This is a genomic window from Helicobacter pametensis ATCC 51478, from assembly GCF_000518225.1.
Classification (GTDB): Bacteria; Campylobacterota; Campylobacteria; order Campylobacterales; family Helicobacteraceae; genus Helicobacter_G; species Helicobacter_G pametensis.
The window spans coordinates 1-14,588 of the sequence record NZ_JADE01000009.1 but is presented as its reverse complement, the minus strand read 5'-3'; the positions used below and the strand labels follow the sequence as shown (position 1 = coordinate 14,588).

13 protein-coding genes are annotated in these 14,588 nt (G+C 39.9%); 5 read left to right on the top strand and 8 right to left on the bottom strand.

Features of this window, described 5'->3' with window-relative positions; genetic code table 11:
- Positions 1-109 precede the first annotated feature (109 nt).
- From T391_RS0102720 to T391_RS0102710, 3 genes are all read left to right on the top strand, one after another.
- Positions 110-1,384: an MFS transporter gene (locus tag T391_RS0102720; protein WP_034583637.1), complete on the top strand. Its 1,275-nt coding sequence runs from the start codon at positions 110-112 to the stop codon at positions 1,382-1,384.
- Positions 1,368-2,375: a sugar phosphate isomerase/epimerase family protein gene (locus tag T391_RS0102715; protein ID WP_027327052.1), complete on the top strand. Its 1,008-nt coding sequence runs from the start codon at positions 1,368-1,370 to the stop codon at positions 2,373-2,375. The genes T391_RS0102720 and T391_RS0102715 overlap by 17 nt, the downstream gene beginning before the upstream one ends.
- 69 nt (positions 2,376-2,444) lie before the next feature.
- Positions 2,445-3,995: a phosphoethanolamine transferase gene (locus T391_RS0102710; RefSeq protein WP_051420554.1), complete on the top strand. Its 1,551-nt coding sequence runs from the start codon at positions 2,445-2,447 to the stop codon at positions 3,993-3,995.
- Here the strand turns inward: T391_RS0102710 and T391_RS0102705 are convergent.
- From T391_RS0102705 to T391_RS0102675, 7 genes are read right to left on the bottom strand one after another with little or no spacing between them, the layout of a single operon-like run.
- The gene (locus T391_RS0102705; RefSeq protein WP_051420553.1) at positions 3,989-4,909 is read right to left on the bottom strand and encodes a lipid A biosynthesis lauroyl acyltransferase; all 921 of its coding nucleotides are present in this window, start codon (positions 4,907-4,909) and stop codon (positions 3,989-3,991) included. The two genes, T391_RS0102710 and T391_RS0102705, sit on opposite strands and share 7 nt — an antisense overlap.
- Positions 4,906-5,871: a lipopolysaccharide heptosyltransferase I gene (waaC, locus tag T391_RS0102700; RefSeq protein ID WP_027327049.1), complete on the bottom strand. Its 966-nt coding sequence runs from the start codon at positions 5,869-5,871 to the stop codon at positions 4,906-4,908. The genes T391_RS0102705 and waaC overlap by 4 nt, the downstream gene beginning before the upstream one ends.
- Positions 5,871-7,292: a Ppx/GppA phosphatase family protein gene (locus T391_RS07745; RefSeq protein ID WP_267891533.1), complete on the bottom strand. Its 1,422-nt coding sequence runs from the start codon at positions 7,290-7,292 to the stop codon at positions 5,871-5,873. Before T391_RS07745 ends, waaC begins: the two co-directional genes overlap by 1 nt.
- Positions 7,293-7,352: 60 nt before the next feature.
- A complete protein-coding gene (locus T391_RS0102690; RefSeq protein WP_027327048.1) occupies positions 7,353-7,604 on the bottom strand; it encodes a YfhL family 4Fe-4S dicluster ferredoxin in 252 nt (83 codons plus the stop codon).
- Positions 7,605-7,659: 55 nt separating this feature from the next.
- The gene (locus T391_RS0102685) at positions 7,660-8,907 is read right to left on the bottom strand and encodes a tetratricopeptide repeat protein (protein WP_051420551.1); all 1,248 of its coding nucleotides are present in this window, start codon (positions 8,905-8,907) and stop codon (positions 7,660-7,662) included.
- Entirely contained in the window at positions 8,900-9,280 is a 381-nt protein-coding gene (locus T391_RS0102680; RefSeq protein WP_034583635.1) for a YkgJ family cysteine cluster protein, read from the bottom strand. Before T391_RS0102680 ends, T391_RS0102685 begins: the two co-directional genes overlap by 8 nt.
- Entirely contained in the window at positions 9,277-11,355 is a 2,079-nt protein-coding gene (locus T391_RS0102675) for an MMPL family transporter (RefSeq protein ID WP_027327046.1), read from the bottom strand. Before T391_RS0102675 ends, T391_RS0102680 begins: the two co-directional genes overlap by 4 nt.
- A gap of 90 nt (positions 11,356-11,445) precedes the next feature.
- Between T391_RS0102675 and xseB the strand changes: the two genes are divergently transcribed.
- The gene (gene xseB, locus T391_RS0102670; RefSeq protein WP_034583663.1) at positions 11,446-11,643 is read left to right on the top strand and encodes an exodeoxyribonuclease VII small subunit; all 198 of its coding nucleotides are present in this window, start codon (positions 11,446-11,448) and stop codon (positions 11,641-11,643) included.
- A 68-nt stretch (positions 11,644-11,711) separates the two neighbouring features.
- Positions 11,712-13,562, top strand: a complete 1,851-nt coding sequence (gene rpoD / locus T391_RS0102665; protein WP_027327044.1) for an RNA polymerase sigma factor RpoD — start codon at positions 11,712-11,714, stop codon at positions 13,560-13,562.
- Between the two features lie 5 nt (positions 13,563-13,567).
- Here rpoD and T391_RS0102660 read toward each other — a convergent pair whose 3' ends face one another.
- Positions 13,568-14,206: a LysE family translocator gene (locus T391_RS0102660; protein ID WP_158654384.1), complete on the bottom strand. Its 639-nt coding sequence runs from the start codon at positions 14,204-14,206 to the stop codon at positions 13,568-13,570.
- Between the last annotated feature and the right edge of the window lie 382 nt (positions 14,207-14,588).

Sequence of the window (14,588 nt, the reverse complement as noted above, 5' to 3'; positions counted from 1 at the left end):
CAATACAAAAAGTAATGAGATGATAGTTTGATTACTTTGTTTTAAGTGACACAAGAGCAATAGGCTTGGTTTTTTCTAAACTCAAGAAGAGTTTGCCAAGGAGGAGATCATGCAATCAAAATCGATTCGATGGTTTGCTTTTGTTGTTTTGGTTCTTGGTGGGGGGACTGTGTTTAAGCTCTCATCTCTCAAAGATGCATTCTATGTGCCGATGCAAACTTTTATGGGACTAAGCAATACACAGATTGGGGTTGCACTTTCTGTGTATGGAATCATTCAAACGGTGGGAAATTTTGCCTCAATTTATATTGCTGATCGTTTTTCTAAAAAGACTTTGATCCCCTTTTCGCTGATTGGTGTGGGATGTGTGGGGTTTTATATTGCTAGTTTTCCTTCATATTATGGGATTTTGCTTGCTTGGGGGCTTTTGGCATTGTTTGGAGAGGTGATTTATTGGCCTGTGCTTTTAAAGGCTATTAGACTCTTAGGGGATTCTACTCAGCAGGGAAGATTATTTGGATTTTTGGAGGCTGGAAGAGGAGTGGTGGATACGATTGTTGCTTTTAGTGCTTTGGGGATTTTTTGGATGATGGGTGAGGGGGAAATGGGGTTTAAAAGTGCGATTTGGTTTTATAGTGTGTGTGTCATCGTTGCAGGAATCTTGGCTTATTTTCTCTTAGAAGATGATGAGATTGGGAATGTCAAACTAGAAGGGCAATCTATCAGCAAAAACAAACTCGCATGGCAGGGTGTGCTTAGAGCGATCAAAACTCCAGAAATCTGGGTTGTATCACTGATGATTTTTACAATTTATGCAGTGTATTGTGGATTGACCTATTTCATCCCTTTTCTCAAAGATATTTATGGGATGCCTGTAGCGCTTGTAGGAGCGTATGGAATCATCAATCAATATACGCTCAAGCTTATTGGTGGGCCAATTGGTGGGTATTTGGTAGATAAGAAGTTTCACTCCTCAACGCGTTATTTACGCTTTGCTTTGATTTTGGCAAGTCTAATGATTTTGATCTTTGTGCTGATGCCTCATGAAAAGCTCAATATTTATTTTGGTATGGCTCTCACTCTAGGATTTGCAGCTATTGTTTTTACGATGAGGGCGACATTTTTTGCCCCTGTGGATGAAATACAGATGCCAAGAGAAATCAGCGGAGCGGCGATGAGCATCGCATGTATTTTTGGATATTCACCTCAGCTTTTTTGTTTTGCTTTATATGGGTTTATCATCGATCATTTTGAGGGGATTGTGGGATATCAGATCGTGTTTGCCATTATGGGGATCTTTGCATTGTGTGGTGTGGGTGTCACAACCTATTTGCTCAAAATGATTGAGATCAAAAAAGGAGGGAAAAATGAAAATAGGACTTGAGACAGAAAGCTTGCATCTGTGGTTTCAAAATCATCGTATGGATATTCTAGGCTTTATTGATTTTGCCAAAGAGCATGGATGTGATGGGGTGATGATCAATATCATCAAGGACTATGGATTGGATGAAGAGTGGGGGTGTCTAGGAACTGATCATCCATTGCATCTTGAACACATCGCAAAAAAACTTCAAGCTTATGGAATGTATTGTGAGATTGATGCAAAGGGATTTGAGTATGCAAAATTTGAAAAAATCGCAAAAGTGGCTCAGACTTTAAATGCCAAGGTGATTAGATCCTATGTCCCACTGACTGATGCAAGCAAGAAAGTCAAAAAGGCAAGTGATGGGGCGTATGATGATTCTAAGATTGATGCAAGCTTTGATAAGCAAGAATTTCTTAAATCTTCAGAGCAAATTAAAAAACTTATCCCACTCCTAGAAAAATACAATCTCAAGCTCGCAATTGAGAATCATGAGTATCAAACAAGCCAAGATTTATTGGATCTTCTTGCTTTGGTCAAACATCCAAATATTGGTCTTTTGTATGATTTTGGGAATTCTATGATGGCTTATGAAGATCCTATCGTGGCATGTCACAAAATGGCTCCCTATACCCTCAGCACCCATGTCAAAGATCATATTGTATTTGTAGAAAATGGGGTGGAGTATGTGTGTGGAGTGCCATTGGGAGAGGGGAATCTAGAGATCAAAAAAAGTATTGAGATCTTAGCCTCTTATGGATTGGAGCATTTTAATATTGAGCAGTGTTTTCCTTATTGTGCGACTTTTAAGCGATCTAGGGGAACTGGGGGAGTGTATGAGCTTGGTTTGGGGGCTTTTGGGATCAAATCCCCATTGTTTGATGAGTTGAGAGCAATGCAATATTATTATCCACATGAAGTTTCAAATGAGATTTTAGAAAAACTCCTTGTAGCTCAAATGGATGGGTGCATACGAAGTATTCAATATCTCTCCAAGATTCTTGCATATTAGGCACAAACACTGAAATCACACCCTTTGGGGTTATAATCTCTGTTTGTATTTTTGCAAAGGGGCGTATTAGTGTTGAAAATCTCATATCATTGGCATATTTGTTTTGTTGCAGCTTTGCTGACTTGTTTTGCAAATTCGTATTTCTTTGCTTTGATTTCTCCTAGTCTAAGTTGGGGTGAGTTGGTTTTGGTGGGTGTATTACTATTCTCTCTCCTTGCCTTAGCACTTGAAATCCTATGTATGCGCTGGACTTATAAGCTTGTTTTGCCATTGATTTTATTGCTTGCTGCGGGATTTTCTTATAGCATCAATTCACTGCGCACAGGGGTTACGCCAGATCTGATCTATAGTATTTTGACAGCCAATCCAAGGGAGATGCAAGAGACTATAAATCTCTCAATGATTCTCAATCTTCTCCTGTTGTGTCTTGTGCCATCTATTTTTGTTTGGCGTATTAAGAGCGGGCAAGCTTCATGGCTTAGGGGTTGTTTATTGAAGTTTGGAATCCTTATGGGCTATACCGCTCTTGTCTTGGTGCTTTGGTTTGGTGCGATTGGCAAGGATTTGACTTTTTTGTTCAAAAAAGATCGCACACTTTATTATGTGGTCAATCCCATCTCTCCTATACGCTCTTTTGTCCAGTTTTTGGGAGATCAAGGTAGAAAGCATTTGAGCTATACGCAAGTTGGACTTGATGCTAGGCTTGAGTCCTCATCTAGACCAAAATTTATTGTTTTTGTCATTGGTGAGAGCGCTAGGGGGATGAATTTCTCACTCAATGGATATAAGCAAAACACCAATCCTCTTTTGGCAAAAGAGGCTAGCCTTGTGAGCTTTAGGCATTTTTCATCCTGTGGGGTGATCACAGCGATCTCTGTGCCTTGTATGCTTACAGACTATACTCACAAGACTTACACCAAGCGCTATCTTTCAGATTTTAGAGATAATATTTTGGATATCACTCAGAGGGTGGGGATACAGACTTATTACATCGGGAATAATGGAGGGGGGTGTATAGGCAATATCTGTGTGCGCTTACCCAAAGAACATGTGAAGTTTTATAATGATGGGAATTTAGATGGAGTGATGCTTGAAGATCTCTCAGCAATTGCCAAGACTGCCAAGGGAGATACTTTTGTGATCTTGCATCAGATGGGAAGTCATGGGCAGAGTTATTATAAGCGCTATCCCAAAGAGTTTGCACGATTTACTCCAACTTGCAATAGTGCTCAGATCCAAGATTGCTCACATGAGAGCTTGATCAATACTTATGACAATACGATCTTATACACAGATTTTTTTCTCAAAGAGAGTATTCAGAGGCTCAAACAGCTTCAAAATCGTTTTGATGTGATGCTTTGGTATGTGAGTGATCATGGGGAAAGTTTGGGCGAGAGTGGGATGTATATGCATGGCGGATTGCCTTATTTTTTGGCACCCAAAACACAGACACAGGTCCCCTCGATTGTATGGTTTGGACGAGGGTTTGAGTGGGCTTATAAAATGATGAAACCCAGAGAGGATGAAGAGCTAAGTCAAGATTATGTCTTTCACACTCTTCTTGGACTTTTTGGAATCAAAACAAAAGCGAGAGACTCATCCCTTGATCTAACTCATTGATGATCATAGATCTCTGGATATTTGCTTTTGAAGCGCTTATGAAACCAAAAGTAGCTCTCTGGATGTGAATGGATGATTTGTTGCGTGAGTGAGGCTTGTTGTTGTGTGGCTTGCAAGATGTCTTGTTGCATATTGTCTGTATTAGCACAAGCAAAGGGCTTGCAAAAGATCACTTTAAAACGCGTATAGTCTTCATTGAAATCGATGAAAACAGGGAGGATTTCAATCCCAAAACGACGCGAAAGGATAGATGCGACGGGGGTATGCGTCACCTCTTTGTCAAAAAATTTCACCCACACTCCCTCATTTGGTGAGACATTTTGATCGATAATGATTCCAGCGATTTGCTTGGGCTTTGTGTAGAGTTTGAGGAGAGTTTTGAGTGCTTTGTGTTTGTCAATGAGTTGCACACCATAGGCTTGACGGCTTTGGATGATGAGCTGATTGATTGCCTCAAATTGAGTGAGTCGTCCCAAAGAATATCGCCCATAGCCCTCAGCAAAACGAGGGAGAGCGCTTCCGATTGCTTCCCAATATCCAAAGTGAGCAGAGATCATGACCGCACTTCTTCCCTCTTTCACACAATCTGTGAGATAGTGCAGATTCTCAAAGTCAAAATCTTTGAAATGCTTTTCTTTTTTGAGATAAATTGCCCTTAGGGCTTGGAGCAATACAAAGGCAAAATTACGATATGAGCGCAAAATGATGCGATGCTTCTCTTCTTGTGTTTTGCTTGAAGCAAAGACAAAATCAAGATTACTTTTGGCATCTTTGTAGCGTCGAGAATCAAAAATTCTAAATATAAAGGCTAGAAAATCCACACATAAAATAAATGCTCGATGTGGAAGAATGGCCAAAAAACGAGCCAAAAGGCGTATGACTATCACCACAAGATATCCAAGTAGGGTTTTCATAAAATCTCCAATAGATGTTTTTTGATCTCAAGAGGAGAGATATTGCTGATTGAGAAGTCTTTTTTGTCGTAATTAGCATAGCGATTCCCACTCAGAGAGATATGGCGTGATCCATGAAGTTTGAAGCGCTCAAGGGGTGTGTTTCCATAGAGTGTGATAGATGGAGTTCCCATCGCCCAAGCTAGATGCGTGATCCCCGTATCTCCTCCGATAAGGGCATCTACACTAGAGACCAAAGCCTTGATTTCATCAAGATTGAGTTTGGGTAGAAGGGTGGCTTGGGAATATTGGCAGAGTGTTTGGGCATCTGTAAGCTTGGAGTGATAGAGGACAAAAAAGGTGATTTTCTCATCTTTGAGACTTTGGCACAATGTATGAAAGTGAGAGATGGGATACATTTTGGTGGGCTTAGAGGCCTCAAGGAGAAGAAGGACTTTTTTGTGTGGGGTTTGTAATAGTGAGGAGATTTTTCCTTTGGCTTGAGGAGTGAAACCAAAGGCGCTTGGAAATGGATGGGAGGGGATGGGAAGATCAAGAAGTGTGGCATTGCGTTTGAGGATGTTTTCTTGATAGTCGATGTGGATTTTCTGAGAATAGAATAGGGAAGCAAGAGATTCTTTGCATGAGCCAAATCCAAACCCCTTAAACACTGCCTTGGGGATGAGGGAACCAATCAATGCAGATTTGAGAAGTCCTTGCATATCGATGAGAAGATCATATCTGTGGAGTTGCTTGAGTTGTTGAGAAATGGCAAAAAGAGAGCGATAATTTTTGGCTTTGATGCTTGATCTAAGTGGAAGAGAGATGAGGTTGTCAATATAGGGGGAATTTTGCGCAATTTCTTCAAATGCAGAATCAATGATCCAATCGACTTGATGCTCTAAGGCTTTGAGAGCAGGCAGGAAACTCATTGCGACTACAATATCTCCAAGACTTGAGAGCTTGATGATCCCTATACGCATCAGAGATATACCTTGCGATAGTGATTTTCAAGCTTGGCTTCTTGAAAGCAGATTTCAAAATCGATGATCTTGGTGTGTTTGAGAATCTGTTCTTGTGCTAGGTATGGAGCACCACTGATGCAGAGTCTGTCTTGGAGCATTTTGTAGGTGAGTGTGGATGGGTTGATGGTGAGAAATTTGGCAAGGGTGAGGATGGAAGAGAGGAGCTTGAGGTTGGAGAGGGAGATGAGATCACTATTGGTTTCTTTGGGGAGCTTTTTGCCCATAGATTCCAAAAGTGTTTTGATCAAAAGGCGCTCATCTAGAGAGTAGCCATATTCAAGTCCATAAAATGCAAGATATCCGCTGTGAAATGATTGCATATGCGATCCCAAAGATTCTCCGATGCAGGAGAGTTTGGAGGCTGTGTGCAGGATTTTTTTCAGATAGGGATCATGGTGATGCAAGGGAGATAATTCATCAAAAAGTCTGAGTGCTTCTTTTGTGATCAAGCGACTTTTAGAATCCTTTCGATCAAAGCGATCAAGAGTGCAGCGCAATGAGGGATTGAAGTTGTGAGGGAATTTTCCATTGTGATTTTTGAGAAGATTTTCCAAAAACACTCCCTCTCTCACTCCAGCACCGCTTGCAATCACGCTTTGTGCCTCAAAATGCTCCAAAAGTGCAGCAAAAATCAAAGCACCTCCCTTGATACTGTCAATCCGATCTTCTCCAAACCCCATCTCTCGCAAAATATCTGATGAGGAAGAGATGATTTTTTGACAGAATGAAATATAGGTCTGTGCTTTGAGCTCCATACCATGGACAAATGAGGTTTTGGAATCTTTGAGGATGATTTTTGTGATCGCTCGAATACTCCCACCAATCCCAAAGATTTGAGGGCTTTTGATATGCTTGGGGAGAGAAGAGAGGGCTTGAGCGATGAATGCCTGTGCGCCTTTTAGATCGTTTTTTCCATCAAAAAAGAGTTCTTTGAGACGAATGGCTCCAATATCAAGCGAAAAAAGCTCTTGCACTTTTCCATTTTGCAAGATGGCACATTCACTTGATCCTCCCCCGACATCAATACTGATTCCTTGGTTTTGATGCAAGAGATTAAGACATGCTAAAGCACCATAATATGCTTCTTTCTCTCCATCAATGACGCGCACTTGAAGGTCGCATTGATCTTTGACTTGTTTGATGAAATCTTTGTAGTTAGGAGCATCTCTGACTGCACTTGTCGCAACACAGAGGATTTTGCGACTTCCTCTGGATTTTGCAACTTGGACAAATCCACTTAGAGCATTGAGAGTGCGCTTGATGGGTTGGCTTTGGAGATAGCCATCATTTTCATAACTCCCCTCTGAGATTCTGACGCGTGATTTTTTTTCTTCAAGCAAATAGAATCCAAATCTGCTTGTTCTGGCAAATATAGCCATTCTCGCAGAATTGGAACCAATATCAATAACGCTTACTATTTTTGCCATTGACTTTGAGGATTATTCACTTTTTTGAATCTGTTCAAACTTGAGTTTGAGCTCCTCCATACTTTCTGCATTATCAGGATCTGGACCGATGGCATCGACAGGACAAGCACTGATACATGTGGGTTCATCATAATATCCAATGCATTCAGTGCACAAATCAGGATCTACACAATAAATAGGATCTCCCTCTTCGATTGCTTCATTGGGGCACTCTTCTCTACAAGCATCACAAGCGATGCAATCATCACTAATCAAAACTGACATTTTTCCTCCTTTTTGTGAGATTTTTATAGTTTTAGCTAAAAATTGACGGCGTATTCTACTCTGAATTACAGGAAGAAAGCAGCTCTTTGTGTTTTTTGAGCTCAAGATTTGATTGGATTTTGTCATTGGGAATCTTTTGGAATTCTTCCTTGGCTTCTTTGCATTTTCCTAGTTTGTAATAACCCCAAGCTAATGAATCAATAAACTCAATGCTCTCTGGATTGTGCTTGAGTGCTTGTCGGACATAATCCATTCCACTCTTGACATCCAAATCATAATCGATCAAGAGATAACCCAAGAAATTGAGATAATTGGCATAAGATTGGGTGTTTTGATTTTTTTCTTTTTTGAGTTCTGAGAGGCCCTTTTTGAGGTTTTTGACAATTTTTGTAATGATTGTTTTATCAGTCTTGTCTTGGAGAAGTTCAAATTCATACACTTGAGCCAAGATCAAAAATTCTGGATTCTTTTCCTCTTGATAGATTAGCATCGCAAGATCTCTAGCGCGTGTAAAGTCTCCTTTGCCCACATAAAGTTCAAGTATGATGTTGCGATTGAGGGGGTATTTTTTGGCGATTTCAAGAGCTTGATCAAATTTTTTTTGATAGGCATAGACTGTGATGAGGTTTGTGGCATTTTGGATCGTGGGAGAGCGCCCTTCAATTTGTTCTAAGAGTTTTTCAACGCGGCTAATTTGCTTGGTCTTGATGTAAAACTCAATACTACGCTTACATAGATCTTGGGAGCAGCCATATTTTTCTAGATGAGTATTGAGTAGATCCCCAGCCAATCCAGTTTTTTGTGTGTTGAGATAGATGGCGATAATCTTCTCAAGACTACCTTCACTGTGGGTCGAATCATAGGCTTTGTTAAGCTCTTTGAGTGCATCATCAAAGCGTTGTGTTTGCATATAAAGCCCGCCCAAAATCTCATGGACGATTGGCGTGCTTTCTTTTCTTTTGATTTTTTCAATCGTAGAGATTGAGTTTGATACATCACCAAGTCTGAGATAAGAATCTGCCAAAACCTTTTCGACTTCCAAATCATAGTCTTTAGTCTTGGTGTGATAGGATCGCACTAAATTGATTGTCCCTTGAGGATCATTGAGATAGGCTGAGACAAGGATACTTTCTCTGAGATATTCGATTTTTCCACTTTCATCATAAAGCACAAGATAGAGATCTCTAGCTTGATCGTATTTTTGCATATCTACAGCATTGAGAGCTTCATTGACCATATCATCTTCATTGAAAGCTCCAAGACTTAGGATGCACAGTAGGAATGTGATCATAATTTTATTCAAGGTCATCTCTCCTTTTTACCCCCTTACATTCTTTGAAGAGTTGAGGGAGGTTTTGTGGATCTAGATATGCTTTCCAAAAAGGAAAATCTCGACATTGTTTGGGTCGCACATCATAGATAGAGCAATTTTTGTTTTGAGTGTCAAAAAAGATGCAAGCATATTCTGTCCCCATTTTTTGCTCAATAAGTGAAAATCTGTATCCTACCTTCTTGACATAACGCAAAAGAAAATCTTCAAAAGGAATTTTTAAAAAATCCGCAATCTCTTCTAATTCTTTGATAGATGCAAAGATGTAGCCACTCTCTCCAGTGCAGCATTTACCCCCGCAATCAGCGCAAGCCTTAGAATCAAAATCAAATGCAAAATCTTTCATGCTTTTAAGTCTTTTTGAAAAAATATAAGAAAAAGGATGCAAACCATTCCAATCCCAACGACTTCCCCAAAGGAATTGAGGGCTTTGGTATGACTAAAAATAAAAAGTCCAAATGAAAGAAATGTGGTGAGGGTTGAGAAGAGGACAGCATGCTTGGCTTTGAGATCTTCTTTTTCTTTGATGTGATAGATTCCATAATCAATGCTCACTACGACGACAAGTAGCATCGCAAAGAGATGCATGATGTTGATGGGGGTTTGTGTGAGGGATAGATAGAGCAAAATACATGAGAGTGGAATGAGAAGAAAACTAATCGAATCTAGAGTTTTGCGTCCAGAAATAATAGCAAGAAGACCGATCATTGCAAGGAGAGAGAGAATCAGGATGCTTGTCATTGGTGCATAGATACTGCTTGTGATTTTTTGCATCAAATCTTGGGGTTGTTGTGTGATGACACCCGTGATGTGAGGGAGTTTGGAGCCATCATCGACAAAAACCTGTGTGTAGTATTCTCCATTGATATTTTGGATTTCAACTCCCAAATTCTTAAGCTGCTTTGGAGTAAAGGAAGAGGGGGCTTTGGGCATCACTCGATAGGCATTTCTAAGAAGTTTTGCAAGTTCGGGGTTTTTACGCTGAATATGATAGATGGCTTGTTTGAGTTTTTGGCGTTGATTGGAAAAAGCAAATGATTTGAAATAACGCTCGCGTGCTTTGATGTCGCGTTTGCTAGGCAAAATATCAAAAACACCAAGAGAAGTTTGTGTGAGCTTGGAGACTTGCTGGGCGCGCATAATGAGAGTATTGATCGATGGGGCATGGATGAGCATTGTTTGCTGAGAGTGCAAGGGAGCAAAAAATTCTTTTTGTGTCTCAAATGCTTTGTTTTGATAATCAAGCTTTGAGAGATCAAGATCTGAGCTGACATGCATCATAGAATAAGCTCCTGCTATGAGAGAAAACAAAACAAGAAGCCAAGATGGCATAAAAGGGAGATGAATCTTGGAGAGAAGAGAGTAGAACTTAGGCTGAGAGAAGCCAATGTTTTGATACAAAAAGGCAAAGCATAGATAGGCGACACCAAGATTGATGATGGCGTAGAGAGCAAGCTGATTGAGGAGTGGGAAGGGCACAAAGAGACAGATGAAAAATCCAATCATTGTGGTGATGAAACCATAAAAGACAGAGGAGTTGAAGCGAATCTTTCTAGAAGTGTAATATCCCAAGAAATGATGATGCATCATATAATCAATGCAAATATTACTGATCCCGATCCCAAAACTTAGGGACATGATGCTCACCTTGGGATATGCAACCAGTAGAGCCATAATTGCCAAGAGATTTGAAAAACAGATTGTAAGAATGCTATTGAGTGTCAAAAATGGGATTCTAAGAATCAAAAAATACAAAAACACAAAAAATAAAATCGCGATCCCACCAAGCATATTGACCTCTTTGAGGACAAGTTGAGGATTGATAGAGGATACAAAGGCTTGAGAAAAATAATTTTGGATTCCAAAGCGTTGGGCTAGGGGTGCAAACTGATCATAAAGTTCGCTCACCTCACCAGCATCAGCACTTTTGAGACGAATGAGTGCCAAAGGCAGGCCATGAATGGTGAGGGATTTTTGGATTTGTGGGATGTGAATAAGTCCCAATGGATCACTTGGATTGAGTGTGTTTTGGGAGAAATCTTGCAAGATTTTTTGTTCTATTTCGGTGGATGAGAGCTTGGAGGGTGTAAAGTCACCAAGATAGAAATAGTTTTGAGCAATGAAATCTTCAAGGAAAGGATTGGTAGCATCTTGAATGATGACTTCTTGGATATTGGGAAGAGCTTCTACTTCGCTCAAAAAAGCCTTAAATTCTGTATCTGTGACTCCTTCACTTTGTGCGACAAAAATCATATTAGAGTCCCCTATTTCTCGATAGAGGTCAAGTAGCTGGCGATCACTATTTTGAGGGAAAAGATCTAAGACTTCTAGACTAATTTTGGATTTAAGATCAATTTTTTCTGTCAAGATAAGTCCGCCAGCAATCAAGCAAGTCAGCAAAAAAAGTAATATATTTTTCATAATTTCACTCGAAAACAGATTTTCTTAAGGTTTTGGAATTGATGAATTTGAAATTATAATATAGGAACAAAAAAGAGAATGGGCAATCAAATGAATGAGAAAAGTTTTGAAGATTTGATCAAGGCATCCAAAGAAGCGCTCAATCGCCTCAATCAAGGTGAGTTGAGTCTCAAGGAGAGCTTAGAGATTTATCGAGAGGGGTTACAAAATTTGCAGGAGGCTCAAGATCTGCTAGAGAAGGCTAAGTTGGAATACTCCAACCTCGAAGTCTCTAAAGATTTGGTATAATCCACCCCTTTTATCTACACACCCTAAACTAGATAGCATAATTTTCTTTTATCGAAAGGGCATCAAAGATGGCAGAAACAAGCAAGAAAAGCAATATTTTGAGCGATCTTGAGAGCTTGTTTAGAGATGAGGAGATTCCTTATATCTCTTATGAGAAAATTGCACAGGTTTTGCAGAAAATCCCCACCAGTGCTCAAGCAAGCAAGATTAAAGATTTGGCCAAGAAATATGACAAGCAATTGATGAGTTCTTCAGAGGTTGCCAAGCTTCTCAATATCCAAGACAAAACAAAACTTCAAGAAGAAAAGCGCAAGATCTTAGATGGCGAACTAGAGGATGAATTTGACTTCATGAAAGAGCGTGAATTGCTTGAGTGGAGTAGAAGTGATAGTCCAGTGAGGATGTATTTGCGTGAGATGGGGCAGATTCCTCTTTTGACAAAAGAAGAAGAGATCATGCTAAGCAAGCAGATTGAGTTTGGAGAAAACATCATCTTGGATGCAATTTGTTCTGTCCCATACTTGATTGATTTTATCCATGATTATCGCGATGCACTCATCAATCGAGAAAGACGCGTCAAGGAGCTTTTTAAGAATTTTGATGATGATGGGGATGATGAGGGTGGAGAAAGTGAAGAGGAGAGCACAGAAGAAGGTGGGACACAAAAACCTATTTCCAAAAAAGATCAAAAACGCATTGAAAATGTTGTAGAGAATTTCAAAAATCTCCAAGAAGCCAAAAATAATTGGCTCAAAGTCTTAGAATCTGATCCCAATCCCAAAGAAGATGAACTTGTCTATATTTTGACCCTCGCGCACAAAAAATGTCTTCTAAAAGATAGGCTTTTGGAGCTTGGTCCCACAAGTAAGTTGATCAATGAGCTTGTCAAAGCGATGGAGAATACGCTTAAAAATGGTGATGGATTTGAAAAAGAGCTTAAGCGCTTGGAGTATAAACTCCCTCTTTTTAATGAAACTCTGATTGAGAATCATCAAAGGATTTTGGAGAAGATCACAACTATGAGCAGAGAAGAAATCGCTGCTGCTGTGCCTGAGAGCACGATGGTGAGTGTGTATATCGAGCTCAAAAAACTTTTTCAAACCAAAGAGGCAAGTGAGGGTGGGTTTGATTTGGAGCCTGAGAAACTCAAAGAGATTTTGGAGCAGATCAAAAGAGGTAAAAGCATCTCAGATAAAGCCAAGGCTAAAATGGCACGATCCAATCTGCGTCTTGTCGTAAGTATCGCTAAGCGCTACACCAATCGAGGGCTGCCCTTTTTGGATTTGATTCAAGAAGGAAATATCGGGCTTATGAAGGCTGTAGATAAGTTTGAATATCAAAAGGGATTCAAATTTTCTACCTATGCGACTTGGTGGATCAGACAGGCAATCTCTAGGGCGATTGCTGATCAGGCTAGGACGATTAGGATCCCTATCCATATGATTGAGACGATCAATCGGATCCATAAAATTATGCGTAAGCATATCCAAGAGCATGGCAAAGAACCAGATGTCGAGGTGATTGCTCAAGAAGTTGGCTTGAGTGTTGAAAAAGTCAAAAATGTCATCAAGATCACCAAAGAGCCTGTGAGCTTGGAAGCACCAATTGGGAATGATGATGATGGGAAATTTGGAGATTTTGTCGAGGATAAAAATGCCACAAGCCCCATGGAACATATTCTCAAAGAAGATTTAAAAGGACAGATTGATCTGATTTTGGATCAGCTCAATGAGCGAGAGAGGGCTGTGATCAGGATGCGCTATGGGCTACTTGATGATGAGAGTGATCGCACACTGGAAGAGATCGGCAAAGAACTCAATGTCACAAGAGAGCGCGTCAGACAGATCGAATCAAGTGCGATCAAAAAGCTCAAACATCCCAAGGTGGGACGCCAACTCAAAAACTATATGGAAGAATAAGGGACTTAAGCCATCAAGGCTTGGATCCCATCCAAGATCAAACTTAATCCAAAAAGACAAAAAATACTCAACACAATGAGATCAATCCATTTGGAATATCGCATAAACGCTTGAAAGAAGCGTTTGATGGTAAAGATTCTGACGACAAATGGAAACCAGATAGAGGGGATGAGAACCATAATGCAAAGCAGAAGGAGTGAAATCTCAAAAGTGAGGGTTTGGGGGATCTTGCTTAGAATGATGCTTACAAAGATGGGGGGTTTGGGATTGGAGAGGTTTGTAAAGATTCCTTGCATAAGCCCCTTCCATGGACTGCTTTGCAAAAGTGCTTGATCAGATGTGTGAGGATTGCTTCTTTTTAGGGATTTGAAAATTTGCCAAGACATATAGAGAAGATAGCATCCACCAGCAATTTGCACAATTTCAAAAAAAGAAGTTTTTGAGAGAGCCTTGATGAAGAAAAATCCAACAATAAGCCACACAATCGTCCCTACAATAATCCCAGCAGAGGCGAAATAAGCATATTTTTTTCCTCTAGAAATCGCACTTTGAATCACAAGAAACATATCAGCTCCGGGCATGATCACAGCCCAAAACCAGATTGATACAACGCTCCAAAATGCACTTGAGATGAAAAATTCCAAACTATCACTCCAAAAGAAAGATGCAAAAACCCGTGATTCTATCAAAAGCTTGAAGGGTGAGTGTTATTTTGTTTGTAGTATCCTCCTCCCTTGGGAGGAGAAGCTTTGAAATAAATTATGAAATCATCCCTTCTTTCTTGAATAAATAGATCTAGAAGGTAGAAGACTTTTTGGAGCCTCCTCCTAATCCAAGAGGCTCCATCAAATCTTCTCTTAACTCTTTGTGAGATTCTCTCCATTTTTGCTTTTGCGTCTTTGCTCTTTTATCTCTTTTATCCCTTTTTTACTTTCTCATTGTTTTCTCCCCTTATTTTCATCTCCCACCTTTTTCTTTAGATCTTTTTTATTTATGTCTCTTTTTCTTTATGCTCCACCTTTTTCT

What these genes read in the sequence shown, in the direction of transcription:
- T391_RS0102720 (WP_034583637.1), top strand. Translation starts at nt 110, where the DNA reads ATGCAATCAAAATCGATTCGATGGTTTGCTTTTGTTGTTTTGGTTCTT.
- T391_RS0102715 (WP_027327052.1), top strand. Translation starts at nt 1,368, where the DNA reads ATGAAAATAGGACTTGAGACAGAAAGCTTGCATCTGTGGTTTCAAAAT.
- T391_RS0102705 (WP_051420553.1), bottom strand. Translation starts at nt 4,909, where the DNA reads ATGAAAACCCTACTTGGATATCTTGTGGTGATAGTCATACGCCTTTTG.
- waaC (WP_027327049.1), bottom strand. Translation starts at nt 5,871, where the DNA reads ATGCGTATAGGGATCATCAAGCTCTCAAGTCTTGGAGATATTGTAGTC.
- T391_RS07745 (WP_267891533.1), bottom strand. Translation starts at nt 7,292, where the DNA reads ATGGCTATATTTGCCAGAACAAGCAGATTTGGATTCTATTTGCTTGAA.
- T391_RS0102690 (WP_027327048.1), bottom strand. Translation starts at nt 7,604, where the DNA reads ATGTCAGTTTTGATTAGTGATGATTGCATCGCTTGTGATGCTTGTAGA.
- T391_RS0102680 (WP_034583635.1), bottom strand. Translation starts at nt 9,280, where the DNA reads ATGAAAGATTTTGCATTTGATTTTGATTCTAAGGCTTGCGCTGATTGC.
- T391_RS0102675 (WP_027327046.1), bottom strand. Translation starts at nt 11,355, where the DNA reads ATGAAAAATATATTACTTTTTTTGCTGACTTGCTTGATTGCTGGCGGA.
- xseB (WP_034583663.1), top strand. Translation starts at nt 11,446, where the DNA reads ATGAATGAGAAAAGTTTTGAAGATTTGATCAAGGCATCCAAAGAAGCG.
- rpoD (WP_027327044.1), top strand. Translation starts at nt 11,712, where the DNA reads ATGGCAGAAACAAGCAAGAAAAGCAATATTTTGAGCGATCTTGAGAGC.